Source organism: Thermostichus lividus PCC 6715 (assembly GCF_002754935.1).
Taxonomy (GTDB): Bacteria; Cyanobacteriota; Cyanobacteriia; order Thermosynechococcales; family Thermosynechococcaceae; genus Thermosynechococcus; species Thermosynechococcus lividus.
Map to the genome: position 1 here is coordinate 2438085 of NZ_CP018092.1, position 19416 is coordinate 2457500.

The 19416-nt window shown below is 51.5% G+C and carries 13 protein-coding genes, 1 tRNA gene, 2 rRNA genes and 3 pseudogenes (1 of these 19 cut by a window edge); 9 read left to right on the top strand and 10 right to left on the bottom strand.

Going from position 1 to position 19416, the window contains the following annotated elements; genetic code table 11:
- Positions 1 to 83 precede the first annotated feature (83 nt).
- Positions 84 to 1208 carry a glycosyltransferase gene (locus BRW62_RS11870; RefSeq protein ID WP_099799595.1) on the top strand — a complete coding sequence of 375 codons (1125 nt, stop codon included), beginning with the start codon at positions 84 to 86 and terminating at the stop codon, positions 1206 to 1208.
- Here BRW62_RS11870 and BRW62_RS15380 read toward each other — a convergent pair.
- Positions 1138 to 1401 (bottom strand): ATP-binding protein, encoded by a 264-nt coding sequence (locus BRW62_RS15380; protein ID WP_198406040.1) that lies wholly within the window; start codon positions 1399 to 1401, stop codon positions 1138 to 1140. The genes BRW62_RS11870 and BRW62_RS15380 overlap by 71 nt on opposite strands.
- A 234-nt stretch (positions 1402 to 1635) precedes the next feature.
- Entirely contained in the window at positions 1636 to 2187 is a 552-nt protein-coding gene (locus BRW62_RS11880) for a hypothetical protein (protein ID WP_099799596.1), read from the bottom strand.
- A gap of 103 nt (positions 2188 to 2290) precedes the next feature.
- Between BRW62_RS11880 and BRW62_RS11885 the strand changes: the two genes are divergently transcribed.
- The 5 genes and pseudogenes from BRW62_RS11885 to pgsA all read left to right on the top strand — a co-directional run bounded on the left by BRW62_RS11885 (position 2291) and on the right by pgsA (position 9316).
- Positions 2291 to 2800 carry a TIGR02652 family protein gene (locus BRW62_RS11885; RefSeq protein ID WP_099799597.1) on the top strand — a complete coding sequence of 170 codons (510 nt, stop codon included), beginning with the start codon at positions 2291 to 2293 and terminating at the stop codon, positions 2798 to 2800.
- 34 nt (positions 2801 to 2834) lie between these two features.
- Positions 2835 to 3839: a thiamine-phosphate kinase gene (gene thiL, locus BRW62_RS11890; RefSeq protein WP_227517418.1), complete on the top strand. Its 1005-nt coding sequence runs from the start codon at positions 2835 to 2837 to the stop codon at positions 3837 to 3839.
- A gap of 183 nt (positions 3840 to 4022) precedes the next feature.
- The gene (locus BRW62_RS11895) at positions 4023 to 7442 is read left to right on the top strand and encodes a phycobilisome rod-core linker polypeptide (protein WP_099799598.1); all 3420 of its coding nucleotides are present in this window, start codon (positions 4023 to 4025) and stop codon (positions 7440 to 7442) included.
- 236 nt (positions 7443 to 7678) lie between these two features.
- Positions 7679 to 8721 (top strand): annotated as a pseudogene (gene glpX, locus BRW62_RS11900) (class II fructose-bisphosphatase).
- An 85-nt stretch (positions 8722 to 8806) separates the two neighbouring features.
- The gene (gene pgsA, locus BRW62_RS11905; protein WP_099799599.1) at positions 8807 to 9316 is read left to right on the top strand and encodes a CDP-diacylglycerol--glycerol-3-phosphate 3-phosphatidyltransferase; all 510 of its coding nucleotides are present in this window, start codon (positions 8807 to 8809) and stop codon (positions 9314 to 9316) included.
- Here the strand turns inward: pgsA and BRW62_RS11910 are convergent.
- Positions 9298 to 10968, bottom strand: a complete 1671-nt coding sequence (locus BRW62_RS11910; protein WP_099799600.1) for an alpha/beta hydrolase — start codon at positions 10966 to 10968, stop codon at positions 9298 to 9300. The genes pgsA and BRW62_RS11910 overlap by 19 nt on opposite strands.
- A 210-nt stretch (positions 10969 to 11178) precedes the next feature.
- Here BRW62_RS11910 and BRW62_RS11915 point away from each other — a divergent pair, with 210 nt between their 5' ends.
- Entirely contained in the window at positions 11179 to 12168 is a 990-nt protein-coding gene (locus BRW62_RS11915; RefSeq protein WP_099799601.1) for a DNA-methyltransferase, read from the top strand.
- Positions 12169 to 12245: 77 nt separating this feature from the next.
- Here BRW62_RS11915 and BRW62_RS11920 read toward each other — a convergent pair.
- Positions 12246 to 12318, bottom strand: a tRNA-Ala gene (locus tag BRW62_RS11920).
- Between the two features lie 151 nt (positions 12319 to 12469).
- Positions 12470 to 13657: a 1-deoxy-D-xylulose-5-phosphate reductoisomerase gene (locus tag BRW62_RS11925; RefSeq protein ID WP_198406041.1), complete on the bottom strand. Its 1188-nt coding sequence runs from the start codon at positions 13655 to 13657 to the stop codon at positions 12470 to 12472.
- Positions 13658 to 13809: 152 nt separating this feature from the next.
- Here BRW62_RS11925 and BRW62_RS11930 point away from each other — a divergent pair, with 152 nt between their 5' ends.
- Both BRW62_RS11930 and BRW62_RS11935 read left to right on the top strand, forming a co-directional pair.
- Positions 13810 to 13986: a hypothetical protein gene (locus BRW62_RS11930; protein ID WP_157768369.1), complete on the top strand. Its 177-nt coding sequence runs from the start codon at positions 13810 to 13812 to the stop codon at positions 13984 to 13986.
- Positions 13987 to 14020: 34 nt separating this feature from the next.
- Positions 14021 to 15155, top strand: a pseudogene (locus tag BRW62_RS11935) (cob(I)yrinic acid a,c-diamide adenosyltransferase).
- 2 nt (positions 15156 to 15157) lie between these two features.
- Here the strand turns inward: BRW62_RS11935 and BRW62_RS11940 are convergent.
- From BRW62_RS11940 to BRW62_RS11955, 5 genes and pseudogenes are all read right to left on the bottom strand, one after another.
- Complete coding sequence (locus BRW62_RS11940) at positions 15158 to 15490, bottom strand: ArsR/SmtB family transcription factor (RefSeq protein WP_099799604.1); 333 nt, start codon at positions 15488 to 15490, stop codon at positions 15158 to 15160.
- A pseudogene (locus tag BRW62_RS15385) lies at positions 15490 to 16838 on the bottom strand (S41 family peptidase). The gene BRW62_RS11940 and the pseudogene BRW62_RS15385 overlap by 1 nt, the downstream one beginning before the upstream one ends.
- Before the next feature lie 179 nt (positions 16839 to 17017).
- A 5S ribosomal RNA gene (gene rrf, locus BRW62_RS11950) occupies positions 17018 to 17134 on the bottom strand.
- Positions 17135 to 17724: 590 nt separating this feature from the next.
- Positions 17725 to 18204 carry an LAGLIDADG family homing endonuclease gene (locus tag BRW62_RS15535; protein ID WP_455650734.1) on the bottom strand — a complete coding sequence of 160 codons (480 nt, stop codon included), beginning with the start codon at positions 18202 to 18204 and terminating at the stop codon, positions 17725 to 17727.
- 41 nt (positions 18205 to 18245) lie between these two features.
- Positions 18246 to 19416, bottom strand: a 23S ribosomal RNA gene (locus BRW62_RS11955); it runs 2142 nt beyond the window's last position.

Consider the following 19416-nt stretch of genomic DNA (forward strand, 5'->3'; position numbering starts at 1 on the left):
ATTTTTATGGTCGCATACGGATTGGCATGGGCGATCGCTCTGCCACAATTGGAAATAATCCCGTCATTGCAGCCTAAGGTTCAATGGCTCCCCTCCTGTCTCTGTGCATGATTGTTAAAAATGAAGCCCACCAGTTACGGCGCTGCTTAACCTCGGTGCAGCCGTGGGTGGACGAAATCATCCTTGTGGATACAGGGTCTGAGGATGACACGGTGGCGATCGCCGGCGAGTTTACTCCCCATGTTTATGCCGTTGAGTGGCAACAGGATTTTGCGGCAGCTCGCAACTATTCTTTACAGTGGGCAACAGGAGAGTGGATTTTTTATATCGATGCCGATGAAGAACTCATTGTTACGGATTCCCACTGGCGATCGCAGCTCCTTGATCAAGGGATTGATTGCTTTAGCGTGTTGCGGCAAGAAGCAGGCACGCACCACAACTGGAGTGACTTTGCCAACGTTCGCTTTGCCCGTCGTCAGCCAGGGCTGAGGTTTGTGGGGGCGTTACATGAACAATTGAACACTGCTCAAGGCAAGGTTGGGGCACTCAAAGGGATACATCTGTTGCACCATAACCAGCAAACGCAGGAACAATTTCTCAAAAAAATCCGCGATCGCAATATCCCGATTCTGGAGCAGATGGTACAGCGGGGCGATCGGCGGCTGATGAACTTGGTGTGCCTAGGGGATCACTATGCCGCCTGTGGTCGAACCGAGCAGTCACGCGATTGGTACCATCAAGCCCTTGACGCGATCGCCGAGGATATTGAGCAGCAGCGGCTTCCCCAAGAGACCACTTGGCTCCGTCACCTACTGTTTTGGGCAACCTACACAGCATTCGAGGCTAAGGACTACGACACTGCACAGTACTATGCCAGTTATGGCCTCAGGTACTTCAATGCCTACCCGCCACTACTTTATGCGGCAGGTCTGATTGTCTTTGAACTGGGGCTACCACGAGGGGCACTGCCCTACTTTCATCGCTGCTTAGACCTTTTCAGTCGTGGTACCTATGATCGCAGCGAACCCTTTGATCGCCAGTGGATGACGACTCAGCCTGCCTATAGCCTAGGGTTTACCTATATGACCCTCCAAGAACAGGAGCGTGCTATTACGTACTTTCAGAAAACCCTTGAGTTTAATCCGCACTATCAACCAGCGCAACAGCACTTGCAGCACCTTCTATCGGCAACGGCACCTTCAGGGTAATGCGCGTGCCTGCTCCCACCACAGACCGGATCCACATGCGCCCGCCTAAGCGCTTGGTAACAAGAAAAGCTTTGGTAAGACCAAACCCACCTCCCATAGTTCGCCGCTGCTGTACGTTTGAGCCGCGCTGGCCAAAGCCCACGACTTTAGCCAATTCATCGCTGGGAATGCCACAGCCAGTATCCTCAACCACAAATTTAAGGTAAACTACTCCCAGCTAAAACAGGGAGCTTTCAGTAGCCCTGCAGTTAGCAAGCCAACCGCGAGCCTCTGGGGTGGTTTACGACACCCCAATCGACCGTTACCAGTGCCTTGAACAACCGTTTCTGGTGTCCGCACTACAATTATAACCTAAGGCAACTGAAGTTGCTAAAGAGGCTTTCCTCCCCGCACTGAAGTACGGGGCTTCCAGCCCTACCCGATGTGATCAGCACACTCTGCTAAACCAGCAATGATTTCCCCCGGGATCGGTATATTTGCGGGCATTAGCAATGAGATCCCGCATCACATCTTCAAAAATGTGTGGCATCAATATGACCTTACCATCGGGAGAGGCAATATCAAACACCAAATAGTAGTCTGAAGCTTTTTGGGCGGCAATATTGTGGAGGATACGATAGCGCCCCTTACTATTTTTTTCAATCGCTTGGAAAACCTGCTCAAATTGTTTCTGCAATTCATGGATAGGCATTCTAACCCATTCATCGGGGTTCGCTTCGCGAGAGAGGAGTTGCTGTACGCGAATTTCAACAATGTCAAATACAGAATGGATGTTAGCGATCGCCTCTTTAACGTCGGGTGTGTCTGCAAGGTGGGAATACTGCTGCAGCGCTGCCTCTAAATTGTCGGTTATCGTCTGCCGCAAGGCACTGATTTTCTTAAGGTAGGCCAAAATAGTTGGGCGATCGCTGAGAGCATCGAGAACCTGCTGTAAAAGCTGCAAACTAGGCTGTAACACCTCAAGGTTATCAATCTCCAAGCCCAGAAACTGAATTTCACGTTCACTTTAGCGTCGCCTAAAGACCAGTCGCTATAATAAGGGCGATCGCGGTGGAACCACTGCCGCTGTGTGGTAACTGTACATGCTCTCATCCGGCTCTCACTACCCGATCTTTGGTCCTGAAATCCGCTGCCCCCACTGCCGACAAGTGATTTCGGCCTTAACGCTGACGGATACTTACCTTTGCCCTCGCCATGGCCCCTTTGAAGCGGATGCAAAAACTCAAGAACTCATGCATCTACAGTCAGGGCGGATTTGGCGACTCTGGGACGGCGAGTGGTATCGCCAACATACTCACCCCGACGGTATTCGCTTTGAAATTCACGATGCCCTCGATCGCCTCTATACCCAAGGCTACCGAGCAACAAAGGTCATTATTGCCCAACGCTACCGCGACCTATTTTGTGCCTACCTCGAACGCAATACCCCTTGGCGTGGCTCCACAGATCCACAAATGCTGCGCCTGTTTGGCCTACCCGTCGAGTTTAGCCCCCCCGCTAACACCGATGAACGCTGGGACGTGATTAACTTTGATCTGGAAAAGGAACCGGGTGCTCCCATCCGTCCTCCCTACTTTCGGATGTTTGACTAGGCCACGCCGCCCAAGCAAGAGAATGGAGTTAGGTGTGTCAGACCCAGAAATGACCCTTGGCGACTGTGGCGAGCACCAATTAATCGAGCGGTTACGGTTCTACTGCGCCCCTTCAATGATTGGAGATGATGCCGCTGTCTTCGCACCGCCCCAAGATCAACAGATGGTCTTCAGTACAGATGTACTGGTGGATGGGGTGCATTTTAGCTTGGGGATGGCCAGCCCAGTGGTGACCATGACCCCATTTGATGTGGGGTGGCGTGCCGCCGCTGCCAACCTTTCCGACATCGCCGCCATGGGGGCAACACCGATCGGGATGACCGTGGGTATGGCTGCCCCTAGTCACTGTCCGGTAGCAGTCATCGAGGACATTTATCAAGGACTGGCGGCCTGTTGCCACACCTATGGCACTGCTATTTTCGGAGGGGACACCTGCCGCTCTGGGGTACTCAGCCTAAGCATTAGTATTTTGGGCGCTGCCCCACCAGAGCGACTCATTTACCGCCATACTGCCCGCCCCGGAGATCTAATTCTTGCAACTGGTCTGCACGGTGCTGCCCGCGCTGGCCTCGAATGCTTACTCCAACCAGAATGGGCTGCAACAGTGCCCACAGAACTACGGCAGCTTTGGGTTCACGCCCATCAGCACCCCCAACCGCGTCTAGATGTGGTGCAGTGGCTCTGGCAGCAGTCTCCTGCGCCACGGGTGAGTGGGATGGATAGCAGTGATGGGTTGGCCGATGCAGTGCTACAAATTTGTGCCGCTAGTGGTGTTGGCGCTATTCTTTCAGCGGAGGCTATTCCCAAGGTGCCCTACCTAGACCCAGAACAAGCCTTAGCTTGGGCACTCTACGGCGGTGAAGATTTTGAACTCGTGCTGTGCCTGCCCCCGGCGATCGCCCCGGATTTGTGCGCTATGGCAGGCAACCATGCGGCAATCCTTGGCGAAATTACCGCAACCCCTGAGGTTCTCCTGCAACAGGGCAAGGCCTTGCGTCCGCTTCAGCATCAGCACACCTTTCAACACTTTAGCCGCTAATGATCCCCCTAAAATTATGGCGAAAAAGTCAAGGAATATTACAAAAATTCATAAATAGTCGCGGCGATCGCCGCCAAGTGCCCATGAATTTATACATTTCTTAAAAAATAGCTGACCCATCCCCGAATCGTTCTAATCTAAGTTAGCGCGTTAACCAAAAGTAAAGGGAGCCTCTTAGTAACCATGGTTGTCAAAGCAAGTGGTGGAAGCTCGGTTGCCCGCCCGCAACTTTATCAAACTGTCCCCGTTTCAACAATTATTCAAGCAGAGCAGCAGGATCGTTTTTTGAATCGTGGTGAACTAGACGAGCTTGCTGTCTATCTGCGTTCTGGCAGTAAACGGCTGGAAATTGCCACCACCCTCACCCGCAACGCGGATATTATTGTCTCCCGAGCCGCCAACCGCATCTTTGTCGGTGGCTCTCCCATGGCCTTCCTCTCCCGTCCCAGCACTGAAGATACCCCGCAGTTCACCACAGGGGCAACTGGCCAAGCCATTGACATGAAAGAAGCCATGAAACTGGGTACCGCCACCTACGTAGATACCCGCGGCGGTTTCCTAGAAGGGTTACGGTCAGTGTTCAGTGCCTCAGGAGGGGGAGCTCCAGCAGGCTTTAAGCCCATCAACATCGCCCGCTATGGCCCTGAGCGGATGCAAAAATCGCTGCGGGACTTAGATTGGTTTTTGCGGTACACCACCTACGCCATTGTGGCAGGGGATCCAAACATTCTCGCCGTCAATACCCGTGGCCTGCGGGAAATCATTGAAGCCGCTTGCTCCACCGATGCCACCATTGCCGCACTGCAAGAAATGAGCCGTGCTGCTGCCAGCTATTTTGAGAAAGATGCCGAGGGTCGCGCCATTGTCGAGCAATACTTTGACGTGCTGCTGAAGGAATTTATTGCCCCCGCCCCGTCAGATAAACTGCGGCAGCGTACCTCCAGTGACCTACAAGGATTACAACTACCGCAAATTTACTTCAATGCTGCGGAGCGCCGCCCTAAATTTGTCATGAAACCCGGTCTCTCAGCCTCCGAGAAAACCGAAGTTGTCAAAGCGGCCTATCGGCAAATCTTTGAGCGGGATATTTCCCGTGCCTATGGTCTAGGGATTTCGGATCTAGAGTCGAAGGTGAAAAACGGCTCCATTTCCATGAAGGAATTTGTGCGACGACTGGCAAAGTCTCCGCTATATCGCAAAAACTTCTACGAACCCTACATCAACAGCCGTGCTCTTGAGTTAGCCTTCCGCCATATCCTTGGGCGCGGCCCCTCCAGTCGCGAAGAAGTGCAAAAGTACTTTGCCATTATCTCTAACGGCGGTCTGCCAGCCTTAGTGGATGCCCTAGTGGATTCTCAGGAGTACAGCGACTACTTTGGCGAAGAGACCGTCCCCTACCTGCGGGGCTTGGGGCAAGAAGCCCAAGAATGCCGTAACTGGGGGGCGCAGCAAGACCTATTCAAGTACAGTGCTCCCTTCCGCAAAGTGCCACAATTTATCACCACCTTTGCTGCCCAAGATCAACCCCTGCCCGATCAGCATCCCTACGGCGCAGGCAACGACCCCCTCGAAATTCAGTTTGGAGCCATCTTCCCGAAAGAGAAGAAAAACCCCAACACCCGTCCCCAACCCTTCAACAAAGATACGCGCCGCATTCTCATTAACCGTGGCCCTGGAATTAATAACCAAGTCAGTAACCCAGCTGCCCGTGGGGTTGCCCCCGGTAGCCTAGGCCCAAAAGTCTTCAAACTGGATCAGTTGCCCAGCATCAATGTCCGGATTGGCAAGCGGTCTGTGGCCACCGGTGGCGATAGTGTCAAGTTTGCCGAAAGCTCGACACAGCGGGTTATTCGGGCTGCCTACCTGCAAGTCTTTGGCCGCGATGTTTACGAAGGGCAGCGCCAAAAAGTGGCTGAGATTAAGCTGGAAAACGGTGACATCTCGGTGCGGGAGTTTGTGCGAATTTTAGCCAAGTCTAATCTGTTCCGCAGCCTCTACTGGACCCCGCTGTACGTCACCAAGGCGGTGGAGTACATTCATCGGCGCCTGCTGGGTCGCCCAACCTATGGCCGCCAAGAAATGAACACCTACTTTGATATTGCCTCGAAGAAAGGGTTGTACGGCTTAGTCGATGCGATCCTTGACAGCAGCGAGTACAGCGAAACCTTCGGTGAAGATACGGTTCCCTACGAGCGGTATATTACGCCCCAGGGGTTAGCCTTGCGCTCCTTACGCACGGGCAGTATTGGAGAAACTGGCATTAAACCAGAAAAAGCAGAAACACCACGCTTTATCGAGCTGGGGGCTGTAACAGAGCTGCGCACTGAGCCTGCCATTGCATTCCGTGCCAACCAAGGGGTTAGCAAGCAGCGGGAGCAAACCAAGGTCTTTAAGCTAACGCAACTGAACGACAAGCAAAATCTGCAACTGGTGATTCAGGCAGCTTATCGCCAAGTCTTTGAGCGCGATATTGCCCCCTACATTGTCCGTAACGAGTTTACGGCGCTCGAGTCGAAGCTGGGCAATGGCGAAATTACTCTCAAGGAGTTTATTGAAGCCCTAGGCTGCTCTGAGCTGTATCAGAAAGAGTTCTATACCCCCTACCCCAATACAAAGGTGATTGAGCTGGGGACAAAACACTTCTTGGGTCGTGCCCCCTTAGACCAAGCGGAAATTCGCCACTACAACCAAGTTCTGGCCACTCAAGGGTTAAAAGCCTTTGTTCAAGCGCTGGTCAGTAGTGCCGAATACGCCCAAGTGTTTGGGGAAGATACGGTGCCCTATCGTCGCTTCCCGACGCTACCGGCGGCTAATTTCCCGAACACAGAAAAACTCCACAATCAACTCACGAAGCAGAGTGATGCAATTGTGGTGCCTAGCTTTAGCCCGGTGAAGTCGCGCCTTGATAATACCAAGCTGCCCCTCTTAAGCCGGGCGATCGCCGAGCAGGAGGCAAAATCTCGGCAGCCAGATCCCAGCAAACCGCGCTTTGTGGAATTGGGTCGTTCCTTCAGCAATGGGGATGGCCAGTCCGTAGAGGTGGGGGTGGGTACCACTCGTCGTCGGCCTGCGCGTATTTTCCGCATGACGATGGGGGCACCCGCGTCCGAAGTGGAGCAGGTGATCAACGCCATCTACTGCCAAGTGATGGATGTCTTCAGCGGTAAGGTTCCCAGCCAGTTCCGCCGCAGTGACCTCGATAGCCGCCTGCGCAACGGCGAAATTACGGTGCGGGAGTTTGTGCGAACCTTGGCCAGTTCCGAGATCTATCGCAATCGCTTCTATACCCCTTACCCGAATACGAAAGTGATTGAGTTTCTGTTCCGGCATTTGTTGGGACGTGCCCCGGCCACTCAAACCGAAATTCGCCAGTACAACAAGATTTTGGCGGATCAAGGGCTGAAAGCAGCAGTGGAAACGATGGTCAACAGCCCAGAGTACAGCCGCTACTTTGGCGAAGATGTGGTGCCCTACAAGCGGTTCCCAACCATTCCAGCGGGGAACTATATCGGCAGCGTCAAAGCAGATGCGGATCTGGTGAAACAATCGTGGTCTAGTCTCTCACCCTCCTTGGTGGGAAGCCAGTCCACCAATCGCAGCTAGCTCTTTTGCTAGGATTGCTTAGCAATAGTGTTGTTTACGATGCTATAGGGGTGCAGGGATGTTGTTCCTGTCCCCCTATTTTTTGGCATCTTTTTCCCTAGGGGCGAATGTCTAAATAATTTGCACCAAGAAAATATTTTGGAGGAACCAAAGTTCTGTAAGCTCGGATAGGAGACCCCTGAAGGAGCGTCAGGAGGTTGCTTCGTAAGGTTAATTTGTGCATTTAGGAGAGTTGCGTGGATAACGTCATCGGCTTAGAAATTATTGAAGTAGTAGAGCAGGCGGCGATCGCCTCGGCACGCTGGATGGGAAAAGGCGATAAAAACATGGCAGATCAGGTGGCTGTGGATGCCATGCGCAACCGCATGAATCAGATCCACATGCGGGGTCGGATTGTGATTGGCGAAGGGGAGCGAGACGAAGCGCCGATGCTTTATATTGGCGAGGAGGTGGGCATTTGCACCCGCGAAGATGCGGCTCAGTACTGTAACCCCGAAGAGCTACTAGAAATTGATATTGCGGTTGACCCCTGTGAGGGCACCAACCTCTGTGCCTATGGCCAACCTGGATCCATGGCAGTGCTGGCCATTTCTGAAAAAGGTGGGTTGTTTGCTGCCCCTGACTTTTACATGAAAAAGTTGGCAGCCCCTCCTGCAGCCAAAGGCAAAGTTGATATTCGCAAGTCAGCCACAGAAAACCTAAAAATTCTTGCTGAATGTCTTGATCGTGCCATCGATGAACTGGTGATTGTGGTGATGAAGCGCGATCGCCACAACGACCTGATCAAAGAAATTCGCGAAGCCGGGGCACGGGTGCAACTGATTTCCGATGGAGACGTGTCTGCTGCCCTTTCCTGTGCCTTTTCGGGAACGAATATCCATGCCCTCATGGGAATTGGCGCGGCTCCGGAGGGGGTGATTTCGGCAGCGGCGATGCGAGCTTTGGGAGGACACTTCCAAGGGCAATTGGTCTATGATCCAGCAGTGGTGATGACCAAAGAGTGGGCAGGGCGTACCCGAGAGGGGAACCTAGAGGAACTGAAAAAAGCAGGGATTACGGATCCCGATAAGGTGTACGATGCCCATGAGCTCGCCTCCGGGGAAACGGTTCTCTTTGCTGCCTGTGGCATTACCCCGGGGTTCTGATGAAGGGCGTGCGCTTCTTTAATGGTGGGGCACGTACTCAATCCCTTGTCATCTCTACGCAGTCCAAAACGGCTCGCTTTGTTGATACCATCCATATGTTTGACAAGCAGCTGCGATCGCTACAATTGCACTAAACCAACCCAGTACTGATAAACTCCCTCGCTAGAGCCGACAAGTGCCAGAGGGAGTGTTTACCCCCGTTAAGGCAAGGTATTCCTCGTGCCCTTAAACCTTGCAACTCGCATTACCCTTGCTCGCCTGCTCGTGATTCCTGTGATTGTGGCAGTGCTTAGCATTGACCCTAGCTCACAGCATCGCTGGTGGGCAGTGGGCTTGTTTCTGGCGGCAGCACTGACCGACTGGCTAGATGGGTACTTGGCGCGGCGACTCAATCAAGTCACCGATCTGGGTAAGGTACTGGATCCGCTTGTGGATAAGCTGCTCATACTGGTGCCATTATTGCTGTGTATTGAGTGGGGAGAGGTGCCCGCATGGTCGGTGGCACTTATTCTGGTGCGGGAACTGGGCATTGCGAGTTGGCGCATTCACCAATCTCAGATTCAGGGGGCAAGTGTTTGGGGCAAAGCAAAAACCGTGAGCCAGATTCTGGCGGTTACTCTGTTGCTTGCACCCTTACCGGCCCCATGGCACGTGCCCACGATGATGGTTTATGGGGGGGCGATCGCCCTCACCCTAATCTCTGGCTGGACTTACCTGCGTTCGAGCTGAGTGCCAACCCGTCCCGCAATAACCTCCTGGAGTTGTTGCGGATTAATGCGATCCACCCAATAGACTTGGAACGATGGCTGTGCAACTTGATTCACAAAGGTTTGGCTTAAAAAGGGACGTAACTGTTCATTGCGTTGGTTAAATACCCCAAAAAAGGCACCGCCAATACCCTTGACAAACGGTTCTGCTTGGCGCGGATCAGGGCCAATTAAATCATTGGGTACTGGTAAGACCCCAGCCTCACTCACCCCAATCGTCGAAAAGTGGGTTCCCGGCACCAGCATCGCCAAGTATTTGGGGGAAGCGGCCAGCTCTGTAAAGGGCTGCACCTGCTCGATCAGGGGCGGCGCAAAGACATCCTTGCTACTCGAGATAATGAGAGCAGGGACATTGATATTGGCCATGCCACTCGAGCCAATCAACACACTACTCACCGGATTAACGGCAATCACCGATTTCACCCGTGGGTCAGCATAGTTTGTGGGCTGAGAGGGTGCTCCCAAGCTGCGACACTGCAGAGGAGCAGAAATATTAAAGACAAAGAGGTCGTTGGCGATCGCCTGACAGCGTTGCTGAACCGCCGTCCAATCCACCGTCCCCCCTGCGGCGGCCAAGACCGTGAACCCCCCCATCGATTGCCCAAATAGGCCAACATTATTGGTATCAATATTTAGTGTGGGAGTTTGTTGTACCAACGCCGCCACCGCATCGATGCCATACTTCAAGTCAAGAGGGCGCTGCGCCCAATCCTTTGGGAGGTTTTCGTAATCTACAGGAGCACCAGAGAGAAAACTGCCAATTCGCTGTGCATCTGATCCGATATGAGTGACGGCCAGCACCGCAAATCCATGACTCGCTAAGTGCTCTGCCAGATAGGCAAAGGTCAATCGATCCGATGCTAACCCATGGGAAATGACAATTAACGGTGCAGCGGTGGGGGTGCCCGTTGGTACGTAAAGATCAGCGGGAATACCGTTAGCAGAGCGGTTCGGATTCACAAATTGAATCGTCTGTTTCTGCCACTGAAACGGTCCCTTTTGGCTAGGGTTGGGCACATGAGTAGGCAAAGTCACTGGAGGCTGAAGTGCCGCCAACCGCGCGATAAATTCACGTGTCCGGCGCTCCTCATTGATGGCACGGGTAAACGCACCTACAGCCTTTAGCCCCAAATCACCATTGACGTTGACACTCCGCCCCGGAAACGCCTGCAACACTGTCAAAAAATTGATTCCTGAGGAGGACGAGGCGGCTGTTTTCAAGGCTTGACCGAGTGCCTGCCCCCCATTGCGATCATTATCCGTCCGAATGACTTCTCCAATGCGCTGCAAAAAGACCTGACCGATGGGACTATTCACAAACTGGCGAACACTGGTGGCTTCTAGTCGCACACTTTCATTCAGCGCCTCCCGCAGGTGCGCCCCTTGATCACTCGGAAGGAGACGAATGAGAAACGTTAGCTCCGGACTAGCATTGCCAGTTCTAGCAAAGGTAGCAAGATCACTAACATCAATATTAAACGTGCCAAAGGGAGGATACACTAAGCTAATTCTTTCCGCCGTTAAACCAGCCTGTCCCCAGAGGGCAGCAGCTAAACCGACTAATGAAAGCCATTGCCAAGGCCGCCGTGAGAGCTTGGTTTTTACAATCGCCATTCTGAGGACATCCTCACACATTGCTAGGATACTTAGAATACTATAGTTGACTCAGCACACTATCCGCTAATAGGCAAACTGCACTATGCTAAATTAAACTATTTGTATCATCCAACGTCAGTGACGGCGGATGAGTTCAGTCGCTAGCCTGCCTAATAAATGCGGTAGGATTGAGATAACATCCCAAGTTTGGGATAGCAGGTATGGCATGTGAGTGAATTGCCCCTATTTCGTTTTGCAAAGCCTATTGAAACAAGTTTTAGTCCAGAAGCTGAGATTGTTGTCTTTTCTGGAGATGTTATTGATTGCCTTGCCCAACTTCCAGACAACTCGATCGCTCTCATTGTGACTTCTCCACCGTATAACTTGGGTAAGGAATACGAGAATCGTGTCTCAATTGAACACTACTTACAATCACAAGCTAAGGTTATTACCCAACTTTATCGAGTTCTACGAAATGATGGCAATATTTGCTGGCAGGTAGGCAATTTTATTCAGAATGGTGAAGTTTACCCTCTGGATAGTCTCTATTACCCAATTTTCAAAGAACTTGGGATGAAGTTGCGCAATCGGATTATTTGGAAATTTGGGCACGGATTACATGCATCGAGACGATTTTCAGGTCGTTATGAAACTATTCTCTGGTTTACAAAATCTGACCACTATATCTTTAATCTTGATTCAGTTCGTGTGCCAGCCAAGTACCCTGGCAAACGTCACTTCAAGGGACCACGTAAGGGAGAACCTTCAGGCAATCCTCTAGGGAAAAATCCCTCTGACATTTGGGAAATCATGTTACAAGATTGGGAAGAATTAGTATGGGATATTCCTAATGTAAAATCAAATCATCCTGAAAAGACAATTCACCCCTGCCAATTCCCTATTGAGCTGGTTGAGCGTTGTGTTCTTGCTCTTACAAATGAAAATGATTGGGTTTTTGACCCCTATATGGGCGTAGGTTCATCTCTTATCGCTGCTGTAATGCACAATCGTCGAGCAATAGGGTGCGAGAAAGAGTCAGAATACGTCGAGATAGCCCGCGAACGTCTTTCAGATTATTTTAATGGCACGCTTCGTTACCGTCCTATCGGAAAGCCAGTTCATCAGCCCACAGGCAAGGAAAAAGTGGCTCAAATTCCCGAAGAGTGGCGGGAAACGTCTCAGGTGCGACTTTTAGAAAAACAGGGTGAATACGAATGATCGTCGCCGGAATTGACTCTTTCAACAGGATAAGCCTAAAGATCCTGAAATCCCCTTATGGGTACCTGAAGTGCGTATGGAGCTAAGCGGATTCGAACCGCTGACCCCTTCAATGCCATTGAAGTGCTCTACCAACTGAGCTATAGCCCCTGATCAGCAGAAAATTATCATCCCCTACAGCGATAGCATTTGTCAACTGTTTACCAGTTGGATTCGAAAACGATGAACGACTCCCGACACGGAGCTTGCTCTTGAGTAAACACAATTCACGCATACAGTGCGGGGCTTGCCGCCGATTAAGCTAAAGAGCAAGGGCGGGCGATCGCTCCTGCTGTGCCAATTCAAGCACCATCTGCCGTGCCCAGCAATCAGCAGCCAGAATATCCTCTAAGGTAGGGGTGCTGATGTTTTGGTGGTGGTAGCGATCGCAGGTTAGTTCAATGAGGCGGGGAATATCAAGGAATGAAATCGCCTCGGCAATAAATAGAGCCACCGCTTGTTCATTGGCAGCATTCAGTACCGCTGGCATTGCTCCTCCAGCACGACCGGCGGCATAGGCCAGCCCCATACAGGGATATTTATGGTGATCGGGGGTACGAAAGGTAAGGTCTCCCGCTTTGACCAAATCAAGAGCTGACCAATTCGTTGGTAGCCGCTCCGGCCAAGAGAGAGCGTAGAGGAGGGGCAGACGCATATCCGGCCAGCCTAACTGCGCCAACACCGATGTATCCTGTAGCTCAATGAGGGAGTGAATAATACTTTGCGGGTGGATGACAATGTCGATGTTATCGTAGTCCATGCCAAAGAGATAATGAGCCTCGATCACTTCCAGCCCTTTATTCATCAGCGTGGCCGAGTCCACGGTAATTTTCGGCCCCATGGACCAGTTGGGGTGCTTGAGGGCATCCGCCACCGTCACATCAGCGAGTTGCTCCACCGACCAGTCGCGAAAGGCACCACCAGAGGCAGTAAGAATAATTTTGCGTAGTCCCCCCGCAGGTACCCCCTGTAAACACTGAAAAATAGCTGAGTGTTCAGAATCTGCAGGTAGCAGCTTCACACCGTACTCTTGTAACAGTGGCAACACTACAGGCCCACCCGCAATTAAGGTTTCTTTATTGGCAAGGGCAATATCCTTACCGGCCTTAATGGCGGCGATCGTCGGCACCAAACCGGCGCATCCCACAATCCCTGTCACAACCACATCGGCATCGCCATAGGCGGCAACTGCAGCAATACCCGCCTCCCCAGCCACGAGTTCCGGTGTATAGGGCAGATCGCGCAATGCGTCTGCCAACTCTGGCAATTGGTTCGGATCAGCAATACCAACAATTTCAGGTCTAAACTGACGAATTTGCGGGATTAACCGCTCTAGATTCCGACCTGCTGCCAAGCCAACCACGCGGAAGCGATCGGGGTATTGGGCAACAATATCAAGGGTTTGGGTGCCGATAGAGCCAGTGGAGCCGAGCAGATTCAGTGCTTTCACAGTGGTTGGGGTAGGGTCAGTGGACACCTTAATATCTACCGCAGGAGGGGACAGAAGGCAATCGTCCCTTTGCAGGTGACAAGGCTAGAGATAATAGAAAAACTAGCCAAGGGACTACGATGGAGCCAAGTAAGATTCCACCCATCATGGAAATGATGCAAATGGACCTGATCCACACCACCCTGCAACGTCCTACGACGCCTAACAACCTTGATCATGTTGTTGAGGAGTATTTGCGGCAGCAGGGGAGACCACTGCGTTGGGCCATTACTGCCGTCAGCCCCCAAACCCTAACCATTGAAGCTGTGATCCTCAAGGACGGAAGTTGATAAAATCCTTACATATTCAGCTTTACACTTTCCCATGACACGCGCTGGTATCGGCATTCAAACGGCTCAGGCTCGCCCCGGACGGGTCAGCGGCCAGCTTCACGTCTATGATGGTACCGGCAAGGGCAAGTCTCAGGCCGCTCTTGGTGTTGTCCTGCGCTCCATTGGTTTAGGTATTGCCTCCGCGTGGCCAACACGGGTGCTACTTTTGCGCTTTCTTAAAGGCCCCGGTCGTACCTACGCGGAAGATGCTGCCATTGAAGCCCTGCAACGAGGGTTTCCCCATTTGATTGACCAAGTGCGCACCGGTCGCGCTGAGTATTTTAATGCCGAACAAATCACCACGTTCGATCGCCAAGAAGCTCAGCGGGGATGGGATATAGCCAAAGGGGCGATCGCCTCCGGTCTTTACTCAGTCATTGTCCTTGATGAACTGAATCCGGTACTGGATCTCGGCTTATTACCCGTTGACGAAGTCGTGGCAACCCTGCGCCGCAAACCCGATCATCTCGAAATCATTGCCACCGGTCGCGGTGCCCCTCCGGCACTGCTACAAATTGCAGATCTCCACTCAGAAATGCGGCCACTGGTACATCCCACCGCCCACCAGCAGGGGATCGAAGGTATTGAAATTTACACTGGCGAGGGCAAAGGCAAATCCACCAGCGCCCTTGGTAAAGCCCTGCAAGCAATTGGCACCGGCATCAGTCGGGATCAGTCCCATCGAGTGTTAATCCTCCAGTGGCTTAAGGGAGGACGAGGCTATACCGAGGATGCCGCCATTGCTGCCCTCAAAGAAAGCTATCCTCACCTTGTGGATCACCAGCGTTGCGGTCGGGATGCCATCGTCTGGCGCGGGCAGCAACAGGAAATTGACTACATCGAAGCCGAGCGCGGCTGGGAAATTGCACGGGCAGCGATCGCCTCTGGACTCTACAAAAACCATTATTCTCGACGAGCTGAATCCCACCGTTGATCTGGAATTACTGCCCGTTGAGTCCATCATTCAAAGCCTGCTTCGCAAACCCCGTACCACTGAAATAATTATTACTGGACGCTGTAAAAATCCCCCCAGCTACTTTGACATCGCTAGTGTCCACTCCGAAATGATTTGCCATAAGCATTATGCCGAAAAAGGGATTGATCTCAAGCGCGGCGTTGATTTCTAAACCTAAAGGCAGACCCGCCCGATGACAGTGTCTCCGGCAGAGAACTGCTCTAAATAGTCCATTAGCACCTTAAACTGGGGACGGTTCAAGCGATAGTACACCCAGCGACCGTCTTGACGAGACAATACTAAATTTGCCTGCCGCAATGCCCGTAAATGAAACGATAGCTTTGACGGCGAGAGGTTGAGGCGGGCACACAAATCGCACACACACACTTCCTCGTTATGTAAGATTTGAATCACCTCAAGGCGCAGCGGCTCTGCAAGCGCATGAAAACCAAGCTGTATCATGCCATCGGGGCGATCGCAAACCAAATTCGATGACCCTTGCAGCATTACTTCACCGGAGAACAGGGATCATCAACTTGGCACATATTATCAGCACCTGCCTCGCTATTGGATGTTTGTGCTGTATTGACAGGAGTCACGAATTGCGACCGATAAATTGCCTGTCGTAATTGCACCACCGCCTCTTGATACAGCGGATCCGCAGCAGTTGCCCACAGGCGTGGATTACGACTCACCTCTTGGGGCAACGTCACCATGATGTTAGGGGTAATTCCCATACGGTTAATATCAGTACCCTTTGGCGTGTAATAGTGCGCCACCGTCACAGATAACCCCGAGCCATCACTGAGTTGATGAATAGACTGCACAAGAGCCTTACCGTAAGTTTTTGTACCCACCACAATAGCACGACCATTATCCTGCAACGCCCCTGTTAAAATCTCGCTACTGCTTGCCGAACGCTGATCCACCAACACCACCAAGGGCAACGTAGTCAGGGCAGATTGCGTTGCTCGAGCCTGTTCACTATGGCCACTGCGATCCACAGTGCGCACAATCATTCCCTGATCAAGCCACATACGAGCAATATCAATCCCCGCTTGCAGCAACCCCCCGGATTTCCCCGCAGATCTAGCACAAACCCATTCACCTGTTCTGCTTGTAACTGCCGGATTGCTGCCTGTACTTGCTCTGCCGCATGGGAAGTAAACTCACTGAGATAAATATAACCAATCCGTTGATCCCCTTCCTCCTTCACGAGCGATCGCACCGCTGGCAACTCAATTAATGCCCGCATCAACGTCAAGCGAAATGTGCCTCGATTTGGGCGAAATAATTGCAACTCAATCGGCGTACCCACCCGACCACGAATCCGCCGTGATGCTTCTTCAATAGACATTCGCCGTGTTGAGTGGCCATCGATCGCAAGGAGGCGATCGCCCGCCTCAATACCCGCGCGAGTTGCTGGGGAGTTAGCCAGCGGCTCCAAAATAGTTAATTGCTGCGTCTTTTCATCCATCCCCAAGCGAATACCAATCCCTGAAACTTCCCCCGATGTCTGGGTTCGCAAAATCGCAAACTCTTCCGGAGTCATAAACCGCGTATAAGGATCATTCAATCGCTGCAACATCCCCTGAATGGCGCTATAGGCGTGCTCACGAGAGGTATAATGCTGCTCCAACAATTGTTGCCGTACCGCCAACCAATCCAGACGGTTAAACGAACTATCCACATACTCCTGCTGCACAACTTGCCACACCTCATCCACCAATGCCTTAGGACTATCTTTCAAAGCACCGTAACTAGGAAGAGGCACGAAAGCGACTGCCCCAGACACCAACACCGACGATGCAACAACTGCCCAATAACGCAAACTCAAAACATCAACCTGAGGCATAGCAACACAAACCCTGTGAGGAGAAACAATTAGCATACTAGACCTAGTACACCCGTGTTATTGGATGCACTATAGCCCATCTACAATCCCATGCCACCCTCCTATCCAAAAACCGTCCCAACTTAACACTTCTTAAAAAACAATTCCCCACCTAGAGACTAGATGGGGAAAAATATTTTGCCTAGCATTGAGCTATTTTTGCAGGAGGCTACCCTCCAACTATCTTCACCGCTGCGATGTTTCACCTCTGAGTTCGGGATGGATCAGCGTGGTTCCACCGCGCCATAAACACTAGGCAAATAGGTTAATAACTTTAGAAAACTTTAGAACCTAGATAATTTAACTGCTAGGCTTCAGCAACAAAACAAGGAATTAAAACTAAATAGTGATTGTCAGTATTATCAGCATTATCAGACACCTGTTGAGTGATGAGGTCAAGCCCTCGGTCTATTAGTACTCCTAGACTTCATCCATTACTGGACTTCCATCGAGAGCCTATTAACGGGTGTTCTACCCGTGACCTTACTGGCTTATGCCATGGGAGCACTCATCTTGAGGTGGGCTTCCCACTTAGATGCTTTCAGCGGTTATCCTCTCCGCACATGGCTACCCTGCGTTTACCGTTGGCACGATAACAGGTACACCAGAGGTGCGTTCCTCCCGGTCCTCTCGTACTAAGGAGGACTCCTCTCAATGCTCCTACGCCTGCACCGGATATGGACCGAACTGTCTCACGCATGTTTATCCCGTATCACTACGAGCATGGACTATATCTTCATCCTGACTCTTGCCATTGACGAATCAGGAGCCGACATTTGATTACTCTGACACACTCAGAGCATCTCAGCTTACACTTAGCGGCTAAACTAAGTCTAGGCTTCAGTCTCTACGGGATCAAGAGTTGTCGTGATCTCAAGTATGCTTCCACTTGGTCGCTGCGAATTGATCTGCGCTTGGAGACGTTTAACTCACCAAACCGATCAACCTGCCGCGCAAGCCTTAGAAAATGCGCTGGCTCTAGTCGCTTAGAGCTTAGCATTTCCTCTAGAACAGACATGACTAAGTTACATTGCATTTTTTTTAGACGAACATAGGGAGTCAGATTGCTCAATACATTCAACACCATCCGAGATTCAGTAATAGAATACTCAGCAACTCCATCTTTTCTTTCTCGAATAAAACCAGCCCCTAAAATTGACTGAATCCATTCAAGAAATGAGCGATGAACCGTACGTTGAAAGAAGGTCACACTGGCTCGAATTTGATAGCCAAGGACATAATCCTTTCGTCGTACAAGTTGAAGGTTAATACAACCATCTCCATCCAAAAAACCAGCAATGTAGCTATAAGTCTGTACATCTGTCACGAGAACTCCGCTTACCCTCGGTATTGTCTTAGCTAGCGTTCGGAATCTAACTAAGATTCTACCGATTTTAGTCGGTTTGCTGCTCCACATTACTGTGAAGTGACGCAATGATTTACGTTCTGAACCCAGCTCACGTACCGCTTTAATGGGCGAACAGCCCAACCCTTGGGACGTACTACCGCCCCAGGTTGCGATGAGCCGACATCGAGGTGCCAAACCTCCCCGTCGATGTGAACTCTTGGGGGAGATCAGCCTGTTATCCCTAGAGTAACTTTTATCCGTTGAGCGACGGCCCTTCCACGCGGAACCGTCGGATCACTAAGGCCGACTTTCGTCTCTGCTCGACTTGTAGGTCTTGCAGTCAAGCTCCCTTATGCCTTTACACTCTACGGCTGATTTCCGACCAGCCTGAGGGAACCTTTGCGCGCCTCCGTTATCGTTTAGGAGGCGACCGCCCCAGTCAAACTGCCCACCTGAAACTGTTCCCTCGCCGGATAACGGCAGAGAGTTAGAATTCTAGCCTTGCCAGAGTGGTATCTCACCGATGACTCCATATTCCCCGCAAGGAATACTTCGACGTCTCCCACCTATCCTGCGCAAGCAAAGCCCGAACCCAATTCCAGGCTACAGTAAAGCTTCATAGGGTCTTTCTGTCCGGGTGCAGGTAGTCCGCATCTTCACAGACACTTCTATTTCGCCGAGCCTCTCTCCGAGACAGCATCCAGATCGTTACGCCTTTCGTGCGGGTCGGAACTTACCCGACAAGGAATTTCGCTCAGTTGATCTCTACCATTTCTGATAAAGCTGGACTTTACCTTGTGCGACCACGATTCATTTGCGATGCAATGCGTTGGATTTTTAATAGTCCTTCTTCCTTGAGGTGATCTCCCGATTGACACAGGAGCACAACATCCCTAAATTTCAGGAAATCTATCGATTTACTGGTTTTCAAGGAATGCTTTATAAAGAAAGGACAAATACGCTCTGCAAGATGATGGATACTACGCACCCGATAAGCCATGCGATCGCCGTGATTCACCCGAACCACACCGCAATCAAAGTAGGCTTTTAAGGCATAGAGAACCTTTACATCTCGCCGATGCTGAACAACGGTAAACTCAGGTAACACCTGATAACCAATTGCCATCTGACGATGGGGGTTAACTCTAACATGGAAGCACCCCTCACCATCAACAAAACCAACAATCCATT

Excerpts from the sequence above, each read along its gene's own strand:
- BRW62_RS11870 (WP_099799595.1), top strand. The coding sequence starts at position 84 with ATGGCTCCCCTCCTGTCTCTGTGCATGATTGTTAAAAATGAAGCCCAC.
- BRW62_RS11885 (WP_099799597.1), top strand. The coding sequence starts at position 2,291 with ATGCTCTCATCCGGCTCTCACTACCCGATCTTTGGTCCTGAAATCCGC.
- BRW62_RS11895 (WP_099799598.1), top strand. The coding sequence starts at position 4,023 with ATGGTTGTCAAAGCAAGTGGTGGAAGCTCGGTTGCCCGCCCGCAACTT.
- BRW62_RS11910 (WP_099799600.1), bottom strand. The coding sequence starts at position 10,968 with ATGGCGATTGTAAAAACCAAGCTCTCACGGCGGCCTTGGCAATGGCTT.
- BRW62_RS11930 (WP_157768369.1), top strand. The coding sequence starts at position 13,810 with ATGATGCAAATGGACCTGATCCACACCACCCTGCAACGTCCTACGACG.
- BRW62_RS11940 (WP_099799604.1), bottom strand. The coding sequence starts at position 15,490 with ATGCTGCAAGGGTCATCGAATTTGGTTTGCGATCGCCCCGATGGCATG.